18 protein-coding genes are annotated in these 21969 nt (G+C 70.0%); 16 read left to right on the top strand and 2 right to left on the bottom strand.

What is annotated here, in order from left to right; genetic code table 11:
- Positions 1 to 2: 2 nt before the first annotated feature.
- From ABEA46_RS01190 to ABEA46_RS01260, 15 genes are all read left to right on the top strand, one after another.
- A complete protein-coding gene (locus ABEA46_RS01190; RefSeq protein WP_345542486.1) occupies positions 3 to 584 on the top strand; it encodes a nucleotide exchange factor GrpE in 582 nt (193 codons plus the stop codon).
- A gap of 15 nt (positions 585 to 599) precedes the next feature.
- On the top strand, positions 600 to 1595 hold the full coding sequence (locus ABEA46_RS01195) for a DnaJ C-terminal domain-containing protein (RefSeq protein ID WP_345542487.1): 996 nt from the start codon (positions 600 to 602) through the stop codon (positions 1593 to 1595).
- Positions 1596 to 1720: 125 nt separating this feature from the next.
- Positions 1721 to 2185: a heat shock protein transcriptional repressor HspR gene (locus ABEA46_RS01200; RefSeq protein ID WP_345542488.1), complete on the top strand. Its 465-nt coding sequence runs from the start codon at positions 1721 to 1723 to the stop codon at positions 2183 to 2185.
- 296 nt (positions 2186 to 2481) lie between these two features.
- Positions 2482 to 3165 carry a GntR family transcriptional regulator gene (locus ABEA46_RS01205; protein WP_345542489.1) on the top strand — a complete coding sequence of 228 codons (684 nt, stop codon included), beginning with the start codon at positions 2482 to 2484 and terminating at the stop codon, positions 3163 to 3165.
- Positions 3162 to 4115 (top strand): carbohydrate ABC transporter permease, encoded by a 954-nt coding sequence (locus ABEA46_RS01210; protein ID WP_345542490.1) that lies wholly within the window; start codon positions 3162 to 3164, stop codon positions 4113 to 4115. Before ABEA46_RS01205 ends, ABEA46_RS01210 begins: the two co-directional genes overlap by 4 nt.
- On the top strand, positions 4115 to 4933 hold the full coding sequence (locus ABEA46_RS01215) for a carbohydrate ABC transporter permease (protein WP_345542491.1): 819 nt from the start codon (positions 4115 to 4117) through the stop codon (positions 4931 to 4933). The genes ABEA46_RS01210 and ABEA46_RS01215 overlap by 1 nt, the downstream gene beginning before the upstream one ends.
- Positions 4930 to 7626, top strand: coding sequence for a family 78 glycoside hydrolase catalytic domain (locus ABEA46_RS01220; RefSeq protein ID WP_345542492.1), 2697 nt, complete (start codon positions 4930 to 4932; stop codon positions 7624 to 7626). Before ABEA46_RS01215 ends, ABEA46_RS01220 begins: the two co-directional genes overlap by 4 nt.
- A 65-nt stretch (positions 7627 to 7691) precedes the next feature.
- Positions 7692 to 8960, top strand: coding sequence for an ABC transporter substrate-binding protein (locus ABEA46_RS01225; protein WP_345542494.1), 1269 nt, complete (start codon positions 7692 to 7694; stop codon positions 8958 to 8960).
- 83 nt (positions 8961 to 9043) lie between these two features.
- Entirely contained in the window at positions 9044 to 9910 is an 867-nt protein-coding gene (locus ABEA46_RS01230) for a dihydrodipicolinate synthase family protein (protein ID WP_345542495.1), read from the top strand.
- A gap of 40 nt (positions 9911 to 9950) precedes the next feature.
- Positions 9951 to 11450, top strand: a complete 1500-nt coding sequence (locus tag ABEA46_RS01235) for an exo-alpha-sialidase (protein ID WP_345542496.1) — start codon at positions 9951 to 9953, stop codon at positions 11448 to 11450.
- Between the two features lie 130 nt (positions 11451 to 11580).
- Positions 11581 to 13218: a fucose isomerase gene (locus tag ABEA46_RS01240; protein WP_345542497.1), complete on the top strand. Its 1638-nt coding sequence runs from the start codon at positions 11581 to 11583 to the stop codon at positions 13216 to 13218.
- Positions 13219 to 13241: 23 nt separating this feature from the next.
- Positions 13242 to 14216 carry a hypothetical protein gene (locus ABEA46_RS01245; protein WP_345542498.1) on the top strand — a complete coding sequence of 325 codons (975 nt, stop codon included), beginning with the start codon at positions 13242 to 13244 and terminating at the stop codon, positions 14214 to 14216.
- A 54-nt stretch (positions 14217 to 14270) separates the two neighbouring features.
- Positions 14271 to 14672: a YciI family protein gene (locus ABEA46_RS01250; protein ID WP_345542499.1), complete on the top strand. Its 402-nt coding sequence runs from the start codon at positions 14271 to 14273 to the stop codon at positions 14670 to 14672.
- Positions 14669 to 15967: an RNA polymerase sigma factor gene (locus ABEA46_RS01255; protein WP_345542500.1), complete on the top strand. Its 1299-nt coding sequence runs from the start codon at positions 14669 to 14671 to the stop codon at positions 15965 to 15967. Before ABEA46_RS01250 ends, ABEA46_RS01255 begins: the two co-directional genes overlap by 4 nt.
- A 40-nt stretch (positions 15968 to 16007) precedes the next feature.
- Complete coding sequence (locus tag ABEA46_RS01260; RefSeq protein ID WP_345542501.1) at positions 16008 to 16472, top strand: VOC family protein; 465 nt, start codon at positions 16008 to 16010, stop codon at positions 16470 to 16472.
- Positions 16473 to 16575: 103 nt separating this feature from the next.
- Here the strand turns inward: ABEA46_RS01260 and ABEA46_RS01265 are convergent, their stop codons facing one another.
- A complete protein-coding gene (locus ABEA46_RS01265) occupies positions 16576 to 19968 on the bottom strand; it encodes a DUF5979 domain-containing protein (protein WP_345542502.1) in 3393 nt (1130 codons plus the stop codon).
- 138 nt (positions 19969 to 20106) lie between these two features.
- On the opposite strand from ABEA46_RS01265, the gene ABEA46_RS01270 reads away from it, so the two are divergent.
- Positions 20107 to 20517, top strand: a complete 411-nt coding sequence (locus tag ABEA46_RS01270; protein ID WP_345542503.1) for an MmcQ/YjbR family DNA-binding protein — start codon at positions 20107 to 20109, stop codon at positions 20515 to 20517.
- Positions 20518 to 20562: 45 nt separating this feature from the next.
- Here the strand turns inward: ABEA46_RS01270 and ABEA46_RS01275 are convergent, their stop codons facing one another.
- Positions 20563 to 21954, bottom strand: a complete 1392-nt coding sequence (locus ABEA46_RS01275) for a DUF2252 domain-containing protein (RefSeq protein WP_345542504.1) — start codon at positions 21952 to 21954, stop codon at positions 20563 to 20565.
- Positions 21955 to 21969: the final 15 nt, after the last annotated feature.

Below are 21969 nucleotides of genomic sequence, written 5' to 3' on the forward strand. Positions count from 1 at the left end.
CCATGGCCAAGGACTTCGAGAACGAGGTCCCCGGCGGCGAGGACCCGGAGGCGAACGCCTCCGGGTCCGACCCGCAGGAGGGGGCCGGTGAAGAGCTCACCGTCGACGACATCCTCGGCGCCGCGCAGAACGCCGACGCCGCGGCGGAGGACGCCGTGCTCGCCGACCTCGAGTCGGCGCTGCTGACCGACCTGAAGCGGCTGCAGGCCGAGTACGCCAACTACCGCCGCCGCACCGAGGAGCAGCGCGAGGTCGAGATCGAGCGTGCCCAGGGCGCGGTCGCCAAGGGCCTGCTGCCGGTGCTGGACGACCTGGACCGTGCCGAGAAGCACGGCGACCTCGAAGCGGGCTCGGCGTTCGCCGCGATCGCCGAGAAGCTGCGCGGCGTGGCCGAGCGCATCGGCCTCACCACGTACGGCGAGGCCGGCGAGGTGTTCGATCCGCAGCAGCACGAGGCGATCTTCCAGGTGCCGACGCCGGGCGCGACCGAGCAGACGATCATCGAGGTCGTCGAGATCGGGTATCGCCTGGGTTCGGTGGAACTGCGTCCGGCGAAGGTCGTCGTCGCGGTTCCCGCAGAGTAAGCCCGAGGAGGATCCATGGCCAGTCAGGACTGGTTCGACAAGGACTTCTACTCGGTGCTGGGCGTCTCGAAGGACGTCAGCGACGCGGACCTGAAGAAGACGTACCGCAAGCTCGCGCGCAAGTATCACCCTGACTCCAACCAGGGCGACGCGGCCGCCGAGGCGAAGTTCAAAGAGGTCAGCGAGGCCTATTCCGTGCTCTCGGACGCCGAGCAGCGCGCGGAGTACGACCAGATCCGCGCCATGGGCTCGGGTGCCCGGTTCACGTCGGGCGGCCAGGGCGGCACGGGCGGCTTCGAGGACGTCTTCTCGATGTTCAACCAGGGCCGTGGCGGCCGTCAGCAGGCGCAGGACTTCGACGACATCTTCGCGATGTTCAACCAGCAACAGGGTGGGGGCGGCTTCGGCTCGGGGCGCTTCGGTCAATCGACCGGCGGGTTCCGCGGCTACGGCGGCCCCACCCGTGGCGCCGACGTCACCGCACGCACGACGATCGACTTCGTCACTGCGACCAAGGGCGAGACGATCACGCTGCAGGGCGAGGACGGCAAGCCGTTCAAGGTGAAGATCCCGGCCGGGGTCGCCGACGGGCAGAAGATCCGGCTGCGCGGCCGCGGGCGCCCGTCGCCCGACGGCGGCGAGTCGGGCGACATCGTCGTGCAGATCACGGTGCGCCCGCACCCGGTCTTCACGCGCGACGGGCTGAACCTGCGGGTCACCGTGCCGGTGACCTTCACCGAGGCGGCGCTCGGCGCCACCATCGAGGTGCCGACGCTCGGCGGCGATCCCGTCAAGCTGCGGGTCGCGCCGGGCACCCCGTCCGGGCGCGTGCTGCGCGTCAAGGGCCGCGGCGTCGAGACCGCCAAGGGCACCGGCGACCTGCTCGCCGAGGTGCAGGTGGCGGTGCCGTCGCACCTCGACGAGGCGGCGCGCGAGGCCCTCGAGCGGTTCCAGAGCCTGGAGCCCAAAGAGAACCCGCGCGCCGAGATGATGGCGAAGGCCCGAGGATAGGAAGATCGGTCGTTGAGCGAGCGAAGCGAGACGGAACGCGGTGGCATCGAGATCGTTCGTGCGACCGAGGCGTTTCGTCTCGCTCGTCCCTCGCTCGCTCAACGAGCGGAGAACTGGTGAGGCTGATGGCTGAAGAACGCGACATCGATGCCGACGCGCCCATCTTCGCGATCGCCGTCGCCGCCGAACTGTCGGGCATGCACCCGCAGACGCTGCGGCAGTACGACCGCCTGGGCCTCGTCGTGCCGGCCCGCACCCAAGGCGGCTCCCGCCGCTACTCGCTGCGACACGTGGAGCAGCTCCGCGAGGTCGCCCGCATGTCGTCGGATGGCATCGGCCTTCCGGCGATCACGCGCATCCTCGAGCTCGAGGCGCGCGTGCACGAGCTGCACGGGCGCGTCCGCGACCTCGAAGACCGCGTCCGCGCCGAGCTCGAGAAGCGCCCCGGTGCGCGTGTGTTCGCCGCCGGCTCGACCGGCTCGGTCGTGACGCTGCGCCACGGCACCCGCGTCCGCCGCGCGACCGAGGTGGTCGTGTGGCGCCCGCGCACGCCGCTCGAACCGCCGACGGGCGACAACACCGCGGGCTGAGCGGCCGCTGATCGGATGGATGCCGGAGGCCCCGCATCCAGCGGGTGACTGTCAGGCTTTCTAGAGGCGGTCCCGACGCGCCGCGCCGCGCCGTCCGGCTTGACGCGCGCGGTCTGACGCTGCCCGGTGTGACACCGCCCGAACGCTGCCGGTTCGACGCTGCCGGTTCGACGCTGCCGGTTTGACACCACGCTTCGTTAACGGTTTACTAATTCCCGTTAACGGTCCACGAACTCCGGCGGACCGTACAAGTCAGCGGTTCACGAAGAAGCCGCGGTTCACGAAGAGGTGTGCAGATGGTCCAGATCCGACCGACACGGGCTCCGGCGTTGGGCGAACAGGTCGCCGCGGCCATGAGGGACCAGATCGTGCGGCATCATCTGAGCCCCGGCACCCACCTGGTCGAGGACGCGCTCGCCGAGGAGTACGACGTCAGCCGTGGTCCGGTGCGCGACGCTCTGCGTCAGCTGGAGTCGCAGGGGCTGGTCGAGTCGCGTCGTCGCGGGTACTTCGTGGTCGGCCTCAGCGAGAGCGACATCAACGATCTGTACGAGCTCCGCGAGTCGATCGAGCTCGTGGCGGTCGCCCGTGCGGTCGAGCGGGCGACGCCCGAACAGCTGAAAGCCGGGCGCGAGATCGTGAAAGAGATGATCTCGTGCGCTGATCGCGCCGCCGCGGACGAGTTCGCTGAGTCCGACATGCGCTTCCACGCTCTGCTGTACCGCATGGGGGGCAACCGCCGCCTGCAGGACGTGTGGGAGGCATACGAGCCGGTCTTCGCGAGCCTCATCCAACTGACTGTGGAAGAGGACGTCGACCTGCACCCGTCGGCGAACGACCACGGCCTGCTGCTCGATCTCATCGAGCAGGGCGACGCCGCGTCTCTGCAGGCCGAGCTGCGGACCCATCTCGACGGCGCGCGCGCCCGCATGGCCCACGCGGTGCAGACCGTGATCGAAGAGATGGCGGAGGCGTCGTGAGCGTCGCCGACCTTCAGGAGCGTGTCATCACGAGCCCCGATGAGGTCCCGGGCACCCCGGGCACGCCGCGTCGTCGATACGTCGGCGTCGCGCAGTCGAAAGCGCTGCTGCTGCTCGCGATCCCGGCACTGATCTTCTACGGCTTCGCCGTCGTCGTGCCCACGATCCGCGGCGCCGTCCTCGGGTTCACCGACTGGGACGGGCTGTCGCGCACCTACGATTTCGTCGGCTTCGACAACTTCGTGCGCATCTTCACATCGTCGAGTTCGCTCGAGGCGCTGAAGATGACGCTCATCTTCGCGCTGGCGATCACCGTGCTGCAGAACGGCATCGGCCTTCTGCTCGCCCTCGGAGTGAACAGCGGACTCAAGTCGCAGAACTTCCTGCGCGTGCTGTTCTTCGCTCCGGTCGTCATCACGCCCGTCGTCGTCTCGTACCTGTTCAAGTTCCTGCTGACGCCGAACGGTGCGGTCAACACGATGCTCGGGGTCGTCGGGCTGGAGGGGATCGCGCCGAGCTGGCTCGGTGATCCGTTCTGGGCGGCGGCATCCATCGTCACCATGGTGGTGTGGCAGCACGCCGGGTATTCGATGGTCATCTACATCGCCGGTCTTCAGTCGATCCCGCAGGAACTCGGTGAAGCCGCCGCGGTGGACGGCGCGGGCTCGTGGCGCCGGTTCTGGTCGGTGACCTGGCCGCTGCTGGCACCCGCGACCGCGATCAACGTGATGCTCACGATCATCGGCGGACTCAAGATGTTCACCGAGGTGTTCGTGCTCACCGGCGGCGGACCGGGCGGCGCGACGGAGACGCTGTCGACGCTGCTGTACAAGTCGGCGTTCCAGTTCAACGAGTTCGGCTACGGCATCGCGATGGCACTCGTGCTCGCGGTCATCGTCGCGTTCTTCTCGGTCGCGCAGCAGCGCCTGGCGAAGCGGAGCCACAGCTGATGTTCCGATACACGAAGGCGACCCTCGCCCGCGAGGTGCTGATGCTCATCATCGCGCTGGTGTTCATCTTCCCGATCTACATCCTGGTGAACATGTCGCTGCGCGCCGGCAACGACACCACCTCGCCGCTCATTCCGACGATGCCGACCTTCGACAACTTCGTCGAGGCGTGGAACCAGGCGGGGCTCGCCACCGCACTGCTCAACAGCGCGATCGTCACCGTGGTCAGCGTGACCCTCATCGTGCTGATCTCGTCGATGGCGGCCTACCCGCTCGCGCGCGTCATGTCCGGCCTGTCGACGGGCGTGTTCTGGCTGGTGCTTGCCGGCATGATGATCCCGTTCCAGGTGGCGCTCATCCCGCTGTATCAGACGATGCGCGATCTGCATCTGCTGGGTTCGCTCCTGTCGCTGATCCTCTTCTACACCGGCAGCCAGGTGCCGTTCTCGGTGTTCCTCTACACAGGCTTCCTGCGCACGCTCGATCGAGACTACGAAGAGGCGGCGGCCCTCGACGGCGCCGGCACGTTCCGCACCTTCACGAGCGTCGTCTTCCCGCTGCTGCGGCCGATCACCGGCACCGTCATCATCCTCAACGCGATCACGGTGTGGAACGACTTCCTGGTCCCGCTGCTGTACCTGAGCGGTACGCCGCAGCAGACCGTGACGGTGGCGCTGTACGCCTTCGTGGGGCAGTACGTGTCGAACTGGCCGATCGTGTTCGCCGGCCTGGTCATCAGCATCGTGCCGGTGCTGCTCGTCTACTTCCTCATGCAGAAGCAGATCATCAAGGGCTTCGCAGGCGGGCTGAAGGGATGACCATCCGCGCCTACGCGCTCCGAGTAAACGGGGTGCACGAGCCTCAGGGCGTCGTCGGCAGCCCGGTATTCTCCTGGCGCCTGCGCGAGGGTGAGGGCGGTGCGCACGGTTCGCGCCAGGTCGCGTTCCGCATCGTCGTGGAGCAGCGGATGCCGGACGGCGCGTTCGCGCGAACATGGGACTCAGCGCGCACGGCGTCCGCCGATACGACCGGGATCGTCTACCGGGGTGCGCCGCTGGTGACCTCCACCGACTACCGGTGGACGCTCGAGGTCGAGGACGAGCATCGCGAGACCACGACGGCCCGGGGCGAGTTCGCCACCGGCATCGTGCACGTCGACGAGTGGCACGCCGCCTGGATCGGCCGCAACCCCGTCTACCGCCAGGTCGCGCTCCCGCCGCAGGACACCGACATCAGCTTCACGGTCAACAAGCTCCAGCCGGTACGGCGCTTCGTGCGTCACTTCGACCTCGACGAGGTGCCCGCAGTCGCCAAGGTGCACGCGTCGGCGAAGGGCATCTACCGTCTGTACGTCAACGGGCACAAGGTCGGCGGCGACGAGTTGGCGCCGGGCTGGACGGAGTACCGCGACCGGATCACCTACCAGTCGTGGGACGTCAGCGCCCACCTGCGCCGGGGCAGCAACAGCATCGCCGCGCTGCTCGGCGACGGCTGGTACGTCGGCTTCATCGGAACCGATCGCCGGCACCAGGCACAGCACTACGGCACCGAGCCCGAGTTCTTGGCGCAACTCGTGCTCGACTCCGCCGGCGGGGGTCGCACCGTGCTTGCGACCGACGCGACCTTCAAGGAGGCGGCATCCGACATCCTTTACGCCGATCTTCTGATGGGGCAGTACGAGGACTCCCGTCGTGCGGAGCCCACGTGGCATCTCGCCGAGCACGACATCGGAGAGTGGTCGGATGCCGCCGTCAAGGGTCGTGACAGGTCGCTGCTGACCCCCGAAGTCGATCCCGGGGTGCGTGCCACCAAGCGTCTGCCTGCGGTGTCGGTGCAATCGCGCGGCGACGGTCGCTTCATCGTGGACTTCGGACAGAATCTCGTCGGACGTGTGCGACTGACTCTGCGCGACCAGTCCGCGGGTCGCCGCATCCAGCTGAACCACGCCGAAGTCCTCGACGACGGCGAGCTCTACACCGCGAATCTTCGTACGGCGGAGCCGGTCGATGTGTTCTGGACCGATGGAAGTGCCGAGCAGGTGTTCGAGCCGCGCTTCACGCTGCACGGGTTCCGGTTCGCCGAGGTGCAGGGGTACGTCGGTCAGCTCGATGCGGCGGACGTCGAGGCGGTCGTGCTGCACAACGACGTCGAGTTCGTGGGCGAGTTCGCGTCGTCCGATCCGCTGCTGGATCGTCTGTTCCAGAACATCCAGTGGGGTCTGCGCGGCAACTTCGTCTCGATTCCCACCGATTGCCCCCAGCGTGACGAGCGTCTGGGCTGGCTCGCCGATGCGCAGGTGTTCGCGCCGACGGCGCTCGCGCTCGCCGATCTCGGCCCTCTGCTGCGGCGATGGATGCGCGATGTGCGCAGCGCCCAGAACGCCGACGGTGCGTTTCCCGACATCGCGCCACACCTCATCCACCTGCGCGAGGGCGCCCCCGCCTGGGGCGACGGCGGTGTGACCGTTCCGTGGAATGTGTACCGCGCGACCGGAGACGTGTGCGTGCTCGAAGAAGCCGCCGACTCGATGATCGCGTGGGTGCGCCACATCGAGCGCCACAATCCGGACCTGATCTGGCGTGCGCAGGTCGGCAACGACTACGGCGATTGGCTGCAGATCGGCGAAGAGACCCGCAAAGACGTCTTATCGACCGCCTACTTCGCTCATAGCGCGGAGCTGACGGTGCGTGCGCTGCGCGTTCTCGGAAGAGAGAGCGATGCCGCACCCCTCGCCGATCTTCGCGAACGCGTGGCTGCCGCATACCGCGCGGCGTTCGTCACCGAGGACGGCACCGTCGCCGGAGATACGCAGGGCGGCTACCTGTTGACGCTCGCATTCGGACTGTTCCGGGACGACGCCGAGCGCGACCGCATCGCACAGCAACTGGTCGAGGCGGTCGTGCGGCGCGACGTCTCGCTCACAACCGGCTTCGTGACAGTGGGGCTGCTGTGCCCCGTTCTGGCTCAGCTCGGACGCGAAGACCTGGCGTTCCGCCTGCTGCACAACGACAGCAATCCGTCGTGGCTCTTCTCGGTCCGCAACGGCGCGACCACCGTCTGGGAACGCTGGGACGGGTGGACGCCTGAGCACGGGTTCCAGTCCGCCCGCATGAACAGCTTCAACCACTATTCGCTGGGATCGGTCGGGGAGTGGTTCATCTCCGGCATCCTCGGCATCCGGCAGTCGGAGTCCTCTGCCGGGTACCGCGAGATCGAGCTCGCACCTCGATTCGATCCTCACCTCGGCCACGCCACGGGAGCCCTCGAGACTCCCCGCGGGCGGGTCGAAAGCAGCTGGCGACGGGACGGCGACCGGATCGTCTGGAACGTCAGCGTTCCTCCCGGCGCACCTGCCACAGCGGAGCTGTGCTGCGATGCCGCACCTGAGGTGACGAAAGGAGGCGAGAACGCGACGCACTCGCACGGCGTCGCCCTGACGGATCGAAATCAACGGGGCCACCGACTGCGGTTGGAACCCGGAGCCTATGAAATCCGGATCCCGGCCAGGTGACCCCTCCACCTCTCACCACCACTTTCAGGGGCCTCGCCCCCTTCCTGCATTGGAGTCTAGTCAGCATGAAATCGCGTTACATCGCCGCCGTCGCCGGTGTCGCCATCGCGGCTGTGAGCCTGTCGGCGTGCTCGTCGTCGTCCGACGAGAACAGCGGAGAGACCCCCGAGGCGAGCAAGACGCTCACCATCGGCACCACCTCGAACAACCAGGTCCCCATGGAAGCCGTCGTCGCGGCGTACAAGGAGAAGACCGGTCTCGACGTCAATGTCACCCTCGCCGACACCGGCCAGTACCAGACCACCATCCGCACCCAGCTGTCGAGCGGCACCGCCCCCGACGTGTTCACGGTGTGGGCAGGCAGCGGCAACCCCGCTGCGATCCAGATCCTGCAGGGCGCAGGCTACCTGGCCGATCTGTCGGACCGCCCCTGGGTCGACGAGGTCGACCCAGGCACCGCCGAGCAGCTGCAGATCGACGGCAAGACCTATGGCCTGCCCTCGAAGCTCGACGCCATCGGCGCGATCTACAACAAGACGACGCTCGATGGACTGGGGCTGGACATCCCGACCACGTACGACGAGCTGCTCGACTTCTGCGGCGACGTGAAGGATGCAGGCAAGGTCGCGTTCGCGCTGGGGATCCAGACCGACTGGGTGACCCAGCTCATCCCGTACGCGCTGACCTCTTCGCTCGTCTACGGACCCGACCCCGACTTCGGCGAGCAGCTCGCCGACGGCTCGACCACGTTCGCCGACTCGAACTGGAAGAGCGTCCTCGACAAGTACCTCGAGATGAACGACGCCGGCTGCTTCCAGCCCGATCCGCTCGGCACCGACGTGAACGCCTCGTACGACCTCGTCAACAAGGGCGACGCGCTCGCCGTCGTGCAGGTCGTCGCGTCGTACGCGCAGATCGCGTCCACCGCACCGGCCGGCACGGAGTACGGGTTCTTCCAGCTCCCGGGTGACGACTCGGCCGAGGTGCCGCTGCCGCGCGGAATCGGGGTGAGCTTCGCCGTCAACGCCGAGGCGCAGAACGAGCAGAACGCGCTCGACTTCGTCGACTGGCTCGCCACTCCCGAGGCGACGAGCGTCTGGTTCGACGCCGCACCGGGCATTCCGGCGCTCACGACGACCGATGTCACGCTCGAGGGCGTTCCGCTCGAGGCGTCGGACGCCATCGCCGCCGGGCTCGGCCGTCCCTTCCCGGACTCGGAGTGGCCGAGCGCCAAGCCGCAGGCCGCCCTCTTCACCGGTGTGCAGCAGCTCTTCTCGGGCCAGGCCACGGTCGAGGACGTGCTGAATTCGATGGACGAGGCCTACCAGGGCTGATCCGTCCGGTCCCGGGGCGCACCGCCGGCGCACCCCGGGACCCCCACGCCCGCGTACCCCGCCTCTTGGGAGAGAGCACATCTATGCCGTCGCACGACATCATCACCGCCGTCCCGCTCGCCTTCGACGAGCAGGGTGCCGTCGACCTCGAAGGCAGCCGCCGAATCCTCGAATACGTCGCCGGATCGGGCGTCCAGGGAGCCCTCGTGCTGGGGACGACCGGCGAGTTCCCCGCGCTGTCGATCGAAGAGCGCAACGCCGTGGCGATGCTCTCGGTAGAGGTCCTGACAGGCATGCGCGTCATCGTGCACGTCGGTGCTGCAAGTCGGTACGAGGTCTCTCAGCTCATCGCGGGTGCGCGTGCGGCGGGAGCGACCGAGATCGCCGTGCTCACCCCCTACTATCTGCCCGCCCCTCCCGACGAGGTGTATGAGTTCTTCAGCGAGGTCGTCGCGGAGGCCGAGGGGCTCGATGTCTACGTGTACATGTTCGAGGCGCGCACCGGGATCCCGGTCGACGAAGAGCTCATCGTGCGCCTCGCAGATCTCGCCGGAATCGTCGGGGTGAAGGTGAGCGGCGAATCGCTCGATCTCATCTCGTCATTCCGCAGTCGCCTGCCCCAGGGCTTCCTCATCTACACCGGCTCGGACGGCGATTTCGCCCGGGCGGGTGCGGCCGGTGCCGACGGTGTCATCTCGGGTGTCGCCTCGGCCTTCGCCACGCCGTTCGTGCGCATGCGCGACGCGCTGCTGACCGGGGACGAAGAACAGATCTCACAGCTGCAAGCGGACATCGACGAAGTCGTCGAGGCCGTGGACGGATCGCCCGCGCGGATGCGCGCCGTCCATCGCCTTGCCGGGCGTGCGGTAGGGGGGCGGCGCATGCCGATCCCTGAGCCGGACGCTGCGGTGCTCGCGCGCCTCGAGCGCGCTGTTCCGCGATTCCACTGAAGCGACAGCACCCCGGTGCTGTCATGAAAAGGAGCAAGCAATGTCGCCCACATCCACCACGCGTCGACGGTTCTCCGTCGGTGCAGCCCTTCTCGGTGCTGCGGCACTGACAGCCGTGCTCGCGGCACCGCCGGCATCCGCCGACACCACCGCACCGCCCCTGCAGGTCGTCGACGGGCTCATCGACACGACCGACACCAACGCCCTCGGGCTGCCGCAGGCCGAGAACGCCGAGACGGTCACGATCTTCTCGCCCGGCGACGAAGACCTGAAGTTCAATCACGGCGTGGTGCTCATGCCGTTCAAGGGGCGTCTGTATGCCCAATGGCAGAGCTCAGCACTGGACGAGGATGCCGCAGACACGGTCGTGCGCTACGCCGTGAGTGACGAGAGCGGCGAGAGCTGGTCTGAGCCGATCGACCTGACGGCGCCGCGCACCGACGGCTACACCTCCAACGGGGGGTGGTGGACCGACGGCGAGACGCTGGTCGCCTACCTGAACGTCTGGCCTTCGGCACTCAAGCCGCGCGGCGGCTATGTGCTGTACCGGTCGACCACCGACGGGGTGAACTGGAGCGATGCCCAGCCCATCACCGACAGCAACGGCGAACCCGTCAGGGGGATCATCGAGCAGGACACCAAGGCACTGCCCAGCGGCCGGATCCTCACCGCCGTGCATGTGCAGCCGGGTCTGCAGGTCAAGCCTTACTACACCGACGACCCTCAGGGCATCACCGGCTGGACCCAGGGCGAGTTCGACGACCAGCCCTACCTGCCGGACGAGATGTCGCGGGAACTCGAACCGAGCTGGTACGTGCAGCAGAACGGCGACATCGTCATGACGTTCCGCGATCAGGGCGGATCCAGCATGCACAAACTCGCGTCGGTCAGCTCCGACAACGGCGAGACCTGGTCGCCGTCGGTGGTCACGAACGTCCCCGACTCGCGCACCAAGCAGAGTGCGGGCAACCTGCCTGACGGCACCGCCTACCTCGCGGGCAGCCTCACCGGGACGAAGACCCGCTTCCCGCTCGTGATCGTCCTGAGCGCTGACGGCGAGACCTTCACGGACGGCTTCACGCTGCGTGATGCTGCGGATCTGCAGCCGCTGCGCTACGCCGGCAAGTCGAAGAACCTCGGCTACAGCTACCAGAAGAGCATCGTGTGGGGCGACTACCTGTACGTGTCGTATGGCACCAACAAGGAAGACGCCCAGTACACCCGCGTGCCGCTCGACGACATCTCGCTGCGCACGGCGCCGGGCACGACGGCGCAGCCGTCCGCGGATGGCGCGGGCCGTTCGCTTGGGGTGAGTTGGACCGCCCCGGAGGGTGTCGCCCCCACCGGCTACGTGATCACCGCCACGTCCAAGTCGGGACAGAGCTCGACGCTCGAGGTCGGCGCCGACGCGACCGCCGCGACGCTGACCGGCGTGGCGCCGGGCCGCTACAGCGTGACGGTCACGGCGTTCAACGCCTTCGCCGCCGGCGAGGCGTCGGAGCCGTCACCGTGGACCACGGTGACGGGCCGAACGGACTAGCCGACAGTCCGGCCTGCCCGCGCATCAGGCGGGCGGGCCGGAGCGGACCCGCCTTCACCCTGACGGCCGGCCAGAGCGTCACCGCACGCTCGGGCGCCGCCGTCGCAGACCCCTCACCTCAGGAGACCCCATGACCGGCTACCGCCTTCCCACCGTCCGCGAGCCCCAGGCCGCGCCGCCCAGGACCGCCTACCTCATCGCGTCGGGCGACCTGCGCGAGTCGGCGAACGCCGCCGGCTGGCCCACCCAGGTCGAACTCGAGGCCGGCGTGACCGGCGTGCTGAACGACCTCGGCTGGGAGGTCATCCGCGCCAACGACGTCGACCCGGCGACCGGCCACGGCTTCATCTCGAGCCAGCGGATGGGGCTCGAGGTCTTCAAGACCATCCCCTCCGATGCACCGCTCATCGTCGCCGAGGCGGTGTGGCAGTACTCGCACCACGTGCTCGCGGGCTTGCGCACCCACGAGGGGCCGATCCTCACCGTTGCGAACTTCGCAGGGGACTGGCCCGGTCTCGTGGGTCTGCTGGGCCTGAACGCCGGTCTCACCAAGATGGGCAAGGATTACGCGTCGATCTGGTCGGTCGACTTCACCGACGACTGGTTCCGGACAGGTCTGGAGGAGTGGACCGCGACCGGCCGGATCACGCACGACGCATCGCACGTGCGGCCGCTGCCTGAGCTCCCCGACACCCCCGAGGTCGAACTCGGCCGTGCCCTGGGTGACCAGCTGCGCGCCGACAAGGCCATCATCGGCGTGTTCGACGAAGGCTGCATGGGCATGTACAACGCGATCTTCGACGACGAGCTGCTCAACCGCACCGGCATCTACAAGGAGCGGCTGTCGCAGTCGGCGCTGTACGCCGAGATGCTGAATGTGACGGATGCCGAGGCCGACGCCGCCCGCGACTGGCTGACCGACCGTGGCATGACGTTCCGCTTCGGCACCGACGAGGCCACCGAGCTGACCGAGGCACAGGTGCGGTGGCAGCTGAAGATGTACGTCGCCGCCCTGCGCATCGCCGACGACTTCGGGCTCGACGCCGTGGGCATCCAGTACCAGCAGGGACTGAAGGACCTGGTGCCGGCATCCGATCTGGCCGAAGGCATCCTCAACTCGACCGACCGGCCGCCGGTGCTCTCGCGCGACGGGTCGCGCGAGCTGTTCGCCGGGCGCGCGTTCCCGCACTTCAACGAGGCCGACGAGGGCGTCGCGGTCGACGCGCTCGTGACCGACCGGGTGTGGACCGCGATGGGGCTCGTGCCCGACAACACGCTGCACGACGTGCGCTGGGGCGAGGACTTCGACGGAGAGTTCGTGTGGGTGTACGAGATCTCGGGCTCGGTGCCCGCCTCGCACCTGGGCGGCTGGGACCAGGCCGAGGGCTGGCGGCAGGGCCCCGTGTTCTTTCCGGCCGGCGGATCGACGATCAACGGCGTCTCGAAGCCGGGTGAGGTCGTCATCTCGCGCGTGTACATCGCCGACGGCGTACTGCAGGCCGACATCTTCCGCGGCACGGTCGTCGAGCTGCCTGCGGACGAGACGCAGCGCCGCAAGGACGCCACCAACCCGGAGTGGCCGATCGCGCACGTCGTGCTGCACGACGTCACGCGCGACCAGTTCATGGCGCGGCACAAGGCCAATCATGCGCAGCTCGTCTACGCGCCCGACGCCGAGACCGCCGACCGCGCGCTGGTCGTGAAGGCGGCGATGCTCGACCGCATGGGCATCCAGGTGCATCTCGTCGGCCGTGTCGCCGGGCTGTGACCCGGGCGGACGAGGGCGCAGGGATGCCGCACGACAGCGTGGGCGGGGAGTGGGCCGAGGCCGTGACGGACGGGCGCTGGCTGCGGCCGGCGTCCGTCGGCGGCGCCCGCGAGCCGCGGTGGGGCCACCCCGGCGGACTGCAGCTCGGGCTGCATCCGCTGTCGGGGCCTCGCGGCCTGCTGCGGCTGTACACGCCGTACCTCGATCACCCGCCCGATCGCCTGCTCAACTTCGTCGCGGTCGAGCCGATCCCGGCGGGTGCCACCGAGCGCGGCTACTCCGAGCTCGAACGCAGCCGCGTCGACGACATGCCCGGGCTGCGGATGTGGTCGACGGACGACCCCGGCGATCCCGCACCGCGCGATCCGAGGGATCCCGTGCGCGGCACGGTCGCGATCGTGGACGGCGTCGAGAGGCTCACCGTCGACGTCGTGGTCGAGCTGTTCGCCAACGGCGCCGACGTGTGGGTGCGTGCCGTGTTCCGCGCCGATCGGCCGCACGAGATCTCGGTCGCCGCGTACCGGCGCACCACATCGGCCGAATTGGCGGCCTGCGTGCTCACCGCGACGATGGGCAACTGGGCACGGCTGCGCACGCTGCGCCTGGCCGGCGGCGACGCGCACGCCGCCGAGCTGTGGCCGGAGTACACCGGCATCCACTTCGCCGAGCACGCCCGGTTCGACGTGGACCGGCTGGTGCACGACGGGGCAGGGGTGTCGGTGTCGGCCCTTCCCGACGAGGCCGAACCGCACCTCGCCGCGCACGCCCCCGGCACCGCGGCGCACTGGGCGTACGTCGGTCGCCCCGCCGCGCAGACGTGGCGCGCCGACGACCCCGACCCGGCTCTCGTCGCGCAGGTCAACGGCCGGTACACGTACTGGATGAGCGAGAAACCCATCCCCGGCGGCATCGCGTTCGAGAACTTCGAGCTCGTCGAGCCGTTCCGTCAGGGCCGGGCGTTCACGTTCTCGGCCGAGCCGCTGCAGCGGGTGCGCTGACCCGAGCCGCGGCCGCGGGTTCCGTGAGATCACCCGCCCTGCCAGGATGACGGCATGCGCTTCATGCTGCTGCAGACCTATGGCCCCACGGCGTCGGACGCCCCGCCGATGGCGGAGTGGACGGCATCCGACGTCCACGCGCACATCGCGTTCCAGCAGGAGCTGAACGCGCGCCTGGCCGAGCTCGGAGAGCTGATCGACGCCGTGGGGCTCGCAGGGCCCGATGCTGCGCGCATCGTGACGAGCGACGGACGGACGTCGGTGGTGACCGAGGGGCCGTTCGCCGAGACGAAGGAGCTGCTCGCCGGCTACCGGCTGGTCGACGTCGAGTCGTGGGACCGCGCGCTCGAGATCGCGGCCCTCGTGTCGGCGGCCCCCGGTCCGGGCGGTGCGCCGGTGCAGGCGCCGATCGAGGTTCGTCAGGTGATGGGCGCGCCGGCGACCGACGACCTGTGACGCCCGAGCTCGGCCGCCGGCGGATCGAGGGGCTGCTGCGCGAGCACGGCCCTCGGGCCCTGGCGATCGTCGCCGGCCGGTACCGGGACTTCGACGGGGCGGAGGATGCCGTCCAGGAGGCGCTCCTCGCGGCCTCCGAGCAGTGGCGCTCGGGCATCCCGGACGACCCGCGCGCGTGGCTGGTCACCGTGGCCTCGCGACGACTCGTCGACGCCTACCGGTCGGCCGACGCGCGGCGTCGCCGTGAGCGCGAGGCGTGGGACGCCCGCGACGCGCCCGCGGCCGACGAGCCCGGGGCCGGCGACACCGACGACTCGCTCACCCTCGTGCTGCTGTGCTGTCATCCGGCACTCACGCCCGGCGCCGCGATCCCGCTCACCCTGCGGGCGGTCGGCGGGCTCACCACGCGCGAGATCGCCGCCGCGTTTCTCGTGCCCGAGGCGACGATGGCGCAGCGCATCAGCCGGGCCAAGGCGACGCTGCGGGCGGCGGGCGGACGCTTCGAGCCGCCATCGGCCGACGCCCGCCATGAGCGCACGCGCTCGGCGCTGCACGTGCTGTACCTCATGTTCAACGAGGGCTACCTCGCGAGCGAGGGCGACGACCTCGCCCGTCCCGACCTCGCGGCCGAGGCGATCCGGCTGACCCGGATGCTGCACGCCGCTCTGTCCGCCGACCCCGAGGTGGGCGGACTGCTCGCCCTGATGCTGCTCACCGAGGCGCGCCGCCCATCGCGCGTCGACACGGCCGGCCGGCTGGTGCCGCTCCCGGCCCAGGACCGCAGCCGGTGGAACCGGGCGCTGGTGGCCGAGGGCGTCGTGCTGCTCACCGACGCGATGCGCCGCGGCGAGGTGGGGGAGTACCAGCTGCAGGCAGCGATCGCCGCGGTCCACGACCAGGCGCGCTCGTACGCCGAGACCGACTGGCCGCGCATCGCCGGCCTGTACGGCGCGCTCGGGCGCCTGACCGACAGCCCTGTCGTGAGTCTCAACGCCGCCGTGGCCGTCGCGATGACCGACGGCATCCCCGCCGGTCTGGAGAGAGTGGATGCCGCAGCCGCCGCCCTGGGCGACCACCACCGGGTGCACGCCGTGCGGGCGCACCTGCACGAGCTCGCCGGCCACCGTGAGCAGGCCGCGGCCGAGTTCCGCGCCGCGGCCGCGCGGACGGCGAACGAGGCGGAACGGCGCTACCTGACCGACGCGGCTGCCCGGCTCGCCGGCGTGGTTCCCGAAGATTCTCGGGAGATCTCCGTCGCAGATGTCGAGAAGGGCGGATCGGCTCCGACTCCCTGATGACGCCGCCGTCCGGGCGGCCCCCACGGAAGGAACCGACATGCCTCGCATCACCCCCAACCTCTGGTTCGACGGTCAGGCCCTCGACGCGGCCGAGTACTACGCCACGGTCTTCCCGCACTCGCGCATCACCGACGTGAGCCGCCTGGGCGACGGCGGGCCCGTGCTCACGGTGTCGTTCGAACTCGACGGGCAGCCGTTCCTCGGCCTCAACGGCGGCCCCCAGTTCACCTTCACCGAAGCGGTGTCGTTCGTGATCGACTGCGCCGACCAGGCCGAGGTCGACCGCTACTGGAACGAACTCACCTCGGGCGGCGGCGCCGAGGGCCGTTGCGGCTGGCTGACCGACCGCTTCGGGCTGTCATGGCAGGTCGTGCCGCGCGCCCTCGTCGAGCTGCTCACCGACCCCGACCCGCGTCGTGCGGGCGCGGCCGGTGCGGCGCTGCAGGGCATGAGCCGCATCGACGTGGCGGAGCTGCGTGCCGCCGCCGTCGCGGCGGTGTGAAGAACCCTCGGTCGTCGAGCGAGCGAGCAACGAGCGAGACGAGACGCCTGGACCTTCCGCAAGGTCCAGGCGTCTCGTCTTCGCGCGCCAGGGCGCGCTTCGTTCAACGACCGGGTCGGGCGCCTCGAGTCCGCCGGATCGTCAGGAACGCACCGAGCGCGATCGCCGTGAGCGCGCCGAGCGGCACGAGCGGCGACACGGCACCGCCACCCGTCGCCGGCAGCGGACCGGGCGTCGGGGCCGGCGTCGGCGTCGGCTGCGTCGTCGCCGTGTTGGTGAGAGTCAGCTCGGCGGTCTGCGGCGACGTTGTCTGCGCGATCGGCAGAGTGACGCGCCCGTCTGCGTCGGGGGTCAGTGTCTGCCCGTCGACCGACCAGGTCGGCGTGCCCCAGTCCACCCCGGGAACGTCGGGCAGGTCGCCCTCCTCCGCCTCGATCACGGTGCCGACCGGGAAGTACGGCGAGAGGATCGCGACGTTCGGCTCCAGCTCGACCGGGGTCTGCGGCTCGCCGTCGAGCCACCAGTTCGCGGGGAAGGTCGTACCCGCCGGCACGGAGCCGGCCCCGCCGCCCTCGACGACCTTGGTGACGGCCCACCGCGTCAGCGCGACGACGGAGTTGGTCACTTCGAGCACCGGGGTCTCGTCCGCGCCGATGACCACCGAGCTGCCGGGATTCCAGGTGGTGCCGGCCCACGCATAGCCGGGCGGGAGCGCGGCAGCGTCCGGCGCCTCTTCGACAAGCCACACCGTCGTACCGATCGGGAAGTCGATCGGGTTGCCGTTCTCGTCGACCGGGCCGGCGGGCGTGCCGTCGGACGGGACGACGAACCGTCCGACGATGGGCGTGGGGCCGACATCGCCAGGGGCGTGCGCGACGTAGTCGACGGTGAAGGAATCGACGAGCAGCTCATCGGGGTCGATCCCTGACAGGTCCTTCTGCACCAGGAATGTGCCCTGCACCGGTGACACGTGGTTCGTCAGCGTCGAGTGCACGACCGCCTGGTCGTCCTCCCCGATGACGAGCTGAGACAGATCGAACTGCGCACGCCCCCACACCAAGTGGCGAACAGCGGGCGGCACAGCCTCGGTGTACGTCACCACGGTGCCGTAGGGGAACTGCATCGCCTCGCCGGCATCATCCACCGGGCCGACTGCGGTGCCGTCGCCCGGAAGACGCAGCGTGCCGGTGCGCACGTCGCCCGAGGGCAGGGTCGCCACCCACATGACGGTGTATTCGAGGCCGGACGGAACCTGATCGGCGGGCACGCCCTCGAACGCCTTGGAAAGGGTGAACGTGCCCTCGCGCAGCTCGTTGATCACCTCGATCGAGATGTTGCCCGTTGCGGGGAGCGGGATGTCGACGATCGCGTCCGTCAGGTCGGACTGGCCCTCGTCGAACGCGGTCGGCGAGTAGGTCGTCGTGGTGCCGTCCACGGTGACGTCGATCACCGGAAGCTCCCACGCCGCCGGGTCGACCGGGGCGCCGTCGAGGGTCGGCAGCCGCTCGGCGAGCTCCAGGGTGTCGGCGTCGGTCTCGACGTCGTCGATGAGCTGCGGCTCGCCGACGGGCAGGTCCATCGTCGTGCGCGTGCCCGGCGGGTCGGTGTTGTAGCTCACGGCGTACCCGTAGGCGGGGTCGGCGGCATCCCCCACGGCCGATTTCACGATCGTGATCGTGCGGGCGGCCTCGTCAGGGATCACAGTGTTGGTGAGTTCGACCGCGACGGTCTCGTCCGGGCCGACGATGAACGTCCGACCGGGGTTCCAGCCGGCACTGCCCCAGTCGTAGCCGGCGGGCGGGTCGATGCCGTCCAGATCCTCGGTCAGCACGATCCTCGTGCCGGCCGGGAACTGCTGGCCGACGGGGACGACGGTCCCGTCGAAGGGCACGTCGAGCGTGCCCCGGCCGACCTGCTCGCCGCCGTAGAACGCGGTCCAGTTCACGGGGACGGTCTCGGCCGATGGCGGGCCGGGCTCGCCGCCTGACAGGTCGTCGATCGTCTTCATGACGCTGAAGGTTCCCGTGAGCTGTGTCGCCGTGTTCGAGACGACGACGTCGGCGGTGCCGGCGCCGACGGTGAGCGGGTTCGGCGTGATGGTCGCATCGCCCCACTCCCATCCGGGAACGCTCTCGGGTTCGATCTCTTCGAACGTGATCACGGTGCCGGACGGGAACTGCTCGCCGGCGTCGACGGGGGTGCCGTCCGCGGGGACTTCGAGCGAACCGATGGTCACCGTGTCATCGGGTTCGACAGCCCGGTAGTTGACCGTGAAGGTCGTGCCCGCGGGCAGGTCCGATTCGTCGATGCCCGAGAGCTCCTTGCGGATGGTGAAGGTGCCGGTGCCTGCGTCGTCGCACGGGATGTTGCTCGAGAAGAGGTACGAGTGCACCTCGCCGCCCTTGATCGTGACGTCCTGGCCGATCACCTGTCCGTCCAAGGGTGCCGCGGTCACCGTGACCGACGCGTCGGGCGCGTAGATCGAGCCGTCCATGCGCGTCTGACCGGCGGTGACGTCCACGTCACCCGACAGCTGCGAGAGGTCCCACACCACGTACGGCGAGTACTGACCCTGCGGATCGATGCGCGCGCCGGTCACCGTCGTCGTGCCGGCGGGGACGCGGATCACGAGCGGATTTGCGAGGCCCGGCGTCGGGCTGCCGGTCGAGAACTGGATCAGCGTGGCGCCTGCCAGGTCGGTGTAGTCCAGGATGTTGGGCTGGTCGGCGCTGAGCGGCCCGACCACGACGCGGTCGCCGGCGTGCTCGGCGACCGTGACCGGGTACCCCATCCCTGTGGTGGGGTCGGCGATGTCGGCGAAGCACGCCGTCGCCTGCTCCCACGTCGCGTCGCGGTTCGCCTCGACGTAGTCGGCGACGGCGGTGCTCGACGTGTTCGCGGTGTAGATGCTGCCGCCTCCGGTCGAACCGGAGGGCGGCGTGGCGCTGGCCGGATACTGCTGATGCGTGGCGTCGATGAGCGGCGTCTGATCCGGGTTCGACGGGTTCTGGTTGAGACGGATCCAGTCCGCGCGGGCGAAAGGCTGCCACGGCCCGTTGCGCTGCACCATCTTGAGGTCGCCGAACAGCGCGGGGTCCGTCGTCCCCGCACTCGTGATCGCCAGGATGCCGGTGCTGCCGGTGCTGTAGCTGCCGACGAGGAAGCGGGTCGGATCCCCGTCGACGGTCGGCAGGTCGTAGTCGCCGGTGCCTGCCGAGACGTGGATGATCGAGTACGTCCCGCTGCTGCCCTGGACCGTCGCCGTCGAGCCGACGGCGATGCTGCCCTCGGTCTCCTGGTTCTGCAGGAGCGCGTCCTCACGGGCGTACACCGTGAAGCCGCCCGCGATGGCGAACGGGTTCACCGAATCGGGGTACGCGGCCGCGGCCGGCTGTGCCGGCAGCGTCGTGACGGCGACGGCGCCCGTGACGGCCAGAGCGGTCGAGAGGGCTGCGGCGAGGAATCGGCGCAGGCGGGGACGATACGTAGTGCTCACAGAAGATGCTCCTCATGCACCGCGCGGTTTCCCCCCGGGCAGTGCGACGCAGTCGGGCGGCTGTCGTGGGTCTCAGTACACCACAACCGGTGTCGGCAGTCACGTGACCGGGCGCACCGAGAGGCGCATGATGGGGGCATGACGACGCTCGACGAGGTGCGCGCGCTGGCGCTCGGGTTTCCGGGGGTCGTGGAGCGCGTCGACGGCAACCGCGGCGGCGTCACCTGGCGCACCGCGACCGGGGTGTTCGTGTGGCAGCGGGGGCCGAGCGGACGGGATCTGCAGCAGCTCGACGCCCTCGGCCGCGACTGGCCGGCGGGCGAGGTCGTGGGCGTGCGCACCGACGGCGAGCAGGGCAAGCTCGCGCTGATCGAGACGTACCCCGACGCGTTCTTCACGATCCCGCACTTCGACGGGTACCCCGCGGTGCTCGTCCGGCTCGACGAGGTCGGCCCCGACCTGCTGCGTGAGGTGGTGACCGACGCCTGGCTGCTCGGGGTGCCGAAGCGGGTCGCGAGCGAGTGGCTTGCAGCGCATCCGCCGGAATGATCGTGGATGCCGGGCGCCCGGCATCCGCCCGCTACACGCCCGCCGCTACACCCCGCGGTGCGCGCGGAAGCGCATCCAGTCCGCCCGCGACAGGTCGGCGTAGGCGTACGCCCACTCGAGGATCGCCTCACCCGCCGCCCGCCCGCTGCCGAGATAGCCCGACACCGTGGACGCGATCGGCGACTGCCCGTGTGCGCGGGCGAGCGTCGCCGCGCACGCCTCGGCGTACCAGCGGAAGGCCGGGTCCTCCAGCGCGTCCATCTCGAAGCCGCCCTTCATGTCGTGGAACTGCCGCACGTAGTACGAGCGGAAGTCCACGCCGGGCGCCTGGTCGTCCGTGACGTGCCCGAGGAACGGGTCCGACACCGCCTGCAGCACGCGCTGCATCGCGACGACCCGCGCGCCGTCGGCGAACGCGTCGATGTACCGCTGCACGGCGCGCGGCTGGCGGACCCCGCCGTGCTGGGCGAGCACGCTGCGCCCCGCCTCCTTCGCCTGCAGCAGCAGCGTGTGGCCGTCGGCGTCCTGCATCGCGATGAGGTAGCAGCGCGTGCCGACGCTGCCGACGCCCACGACCCGCCGTACGACGTCGACGACGGCGTAGTGCGACAGCAGCACGCGGATGTCGGTGTTCGCCGTGCGCAGGTAGTCGTCGAACACCTCCTCCACGCGCCGCACGAGCTCGGGGCGCACGTGGGTCATGGTCGGCGGCGTCTCGACGAAGCCGACGCGACCGTCGGCGCGGCGTTCGGTGAGCCGCCGGGCGGCGCGCGCCCCCGTCCGCTTGGTGGCGTCCTTGATGGCCGCGCGCAGCGCCCGGGCGGTGTGCCCGTCCACAGCGGCCTCGGCGGCGCGCGCGTCGAAATGGTCGTAGTAGCGGTCGAGCGGACTGCGCGTCACCGCGGCGCGCAGCGAGCGCGCGTACGTCCGCACGGCGGCGAGCGCGGCATCCCGGACCACCGCCTCGTCGCGCGAGGTGGACTGCCCGGCGATCACGATGCTCGTGATGAGCCGCTTGACGTCCCACTCCCAGGGCGCCCAGGCGGCCTCGTCGAAATCGTTCAGGTCGAACACCAGCGTGCGCTGCGGCGAGGCGTACAGCCCGAAGTTCGAGACGTGGGCGTCGCCGCACGAGCCGAGCAGCAGGTCGGTGCCCGCTGACCGCGCGAGGTCGGCCGCCATGAGGGCGGCGGTGCCGCGGTAGAACGCGAAGGCGCTCTCGGCCATGCGCGCGGAGCGCAGCGGGACGAGCTCGGGCACGCGGGTGGCATCCTGCTCGTCCAGGATCCCCATCGGGTCGCGATCGCCCGACGGCAGCTCGGCGAGCATGCGCCGCGGCAGTCGTTCGCGCAGGCGCTCGCCGCGCGCGAACTGCGCCTTCACCGGCTCGAGCGCGATCCAGTCCTCACGCAGCGACTCGCGCGCCTCGGTCGTCATGGCGACAGTGTGGCA

This window comes from Microbacterium jejuense (assembly GCF_039544225.1).
GTDB lineage: Bacteria > Actinomycetota > Actinomycetes > Actinomycetales > Microbacteriaceae > Microbacterium > Microbacterium jejuense.

What these genes read in the sequence shown, in the direction of transcription:
- ABEA46_RS01190 (WP_345542486.1), top strand. Translation starts at nt 3, where the DNA reads ATGGCCAAGGACTTCGAGAACGAGGTCCCCGGCGGCGAGGACCCGGAG.
- ABEA46_RS01195 (WP_345542487.1), top strand. Translation starts at nt 600, where the DNA reads ATGGCCAGTCAGGACTGGTTCGACAAGGACTTCTACTCGGTGCTGGGC.
- ABEA46_RS01200 (WP_345542488.1), top strand. Translation starts at nt 1,721, where the DNA reads ATGGCTGAAGAACGCGACATCGATGCCGACGCGCCCATCTTCGCGATC.
- ABEA46_RS01205 (WP_345542489.1), top strand. Translation starts at nt 2,482, where the DNA reads ATGGTCCAGATCCGACCGACACGGGCTCCGGCGTTGGGCGAACAGGTC.
- ABEA46_RS01215 (WP_345542491.1), top strand. Translation starts at nt 4,115, where the DNA reads ATGTTCCGATACACGAAGGCGACCCTCGCCCGCGAGGTGCTGATGCTC.
- ABEA46_RS01220 (WP_345542492.1), top strand. Translation starts at nt 4,930, where the DNA reads ATGACCATCCGCGCCTACGCGCTCCGAGTAAACGGGGTGCACGAGCCT.
- ABEA46_RS01225 (WP_345542494.1), top strand. Translation starts at nt 7,692, where the DNA reads ATGAAATCGCGTTACATCGCCGCCGTCGCCGGTGTCGCCATCGCGGCT.
- ABEA46_RS01230 (WP_345542495.1), top strand. Translation starts at nt 9,044, where the DNA reads ATGCCGTCGCACGACATCATCACCGCCGTCCCGCTCGCCTTCGACGAG.
- ABEA46_RS01235 (WP_345542496.1), top strand. Translation starts at nt 9,951, where the DNA reads ATGTCGCCCACATCCACCACGCGTCGACGGTTCTCCGTCGGTGCAGCC.
- ABEA46_RS01240 (WP_345542497.1), top strand. Translation starts at nt 11,581, where the DNA reads ATGACCGGCTACCGCCTTCCCACCGTCCGCGAGCCCCAGGCCGCGCCG.
- ABEA46_RS01245 (WP_345542498.1), top strand. Translation starts at nt 13,242, where the DNA reads ATGCCGCACGACAGCGTGGGCGGGGAGTGGGCCGAGGCCGTGACGGAC.
- ABEA46_RS01250 (WP_345542499.1), top strand. Translation starts at nt 14,271, where the DNA reads ATGCGCTTCATGCTGCTGCAGACCTATGGCCCCACGGCGTCGGACGCC.
- ABEA46_RS01260 (WP_345542501.1), top strand. Translation starts at nt 16,008, where the DNA reads ATGCCTCGCATCACCCCCAACCTCTGGTTCGACGGTCAGGCCCTCGAC.
- ABEA46_RS01270 (WP_345542503.1), top strand. Translation starts at nt 20,107, where the DNA reads ATGACGACGCTCGACGAGGTGCGCGCGCTGGCGCTCGGGTTTCCGGGG.
- ABEA46_RS01275 (WP_345542504.1), bottom strand. Translation starts at nt 21,954, where the DNA reads ATGACGACCGAGGCGCGCGAGTCGCTGCGTGAGGACTGGATCGCGCTC.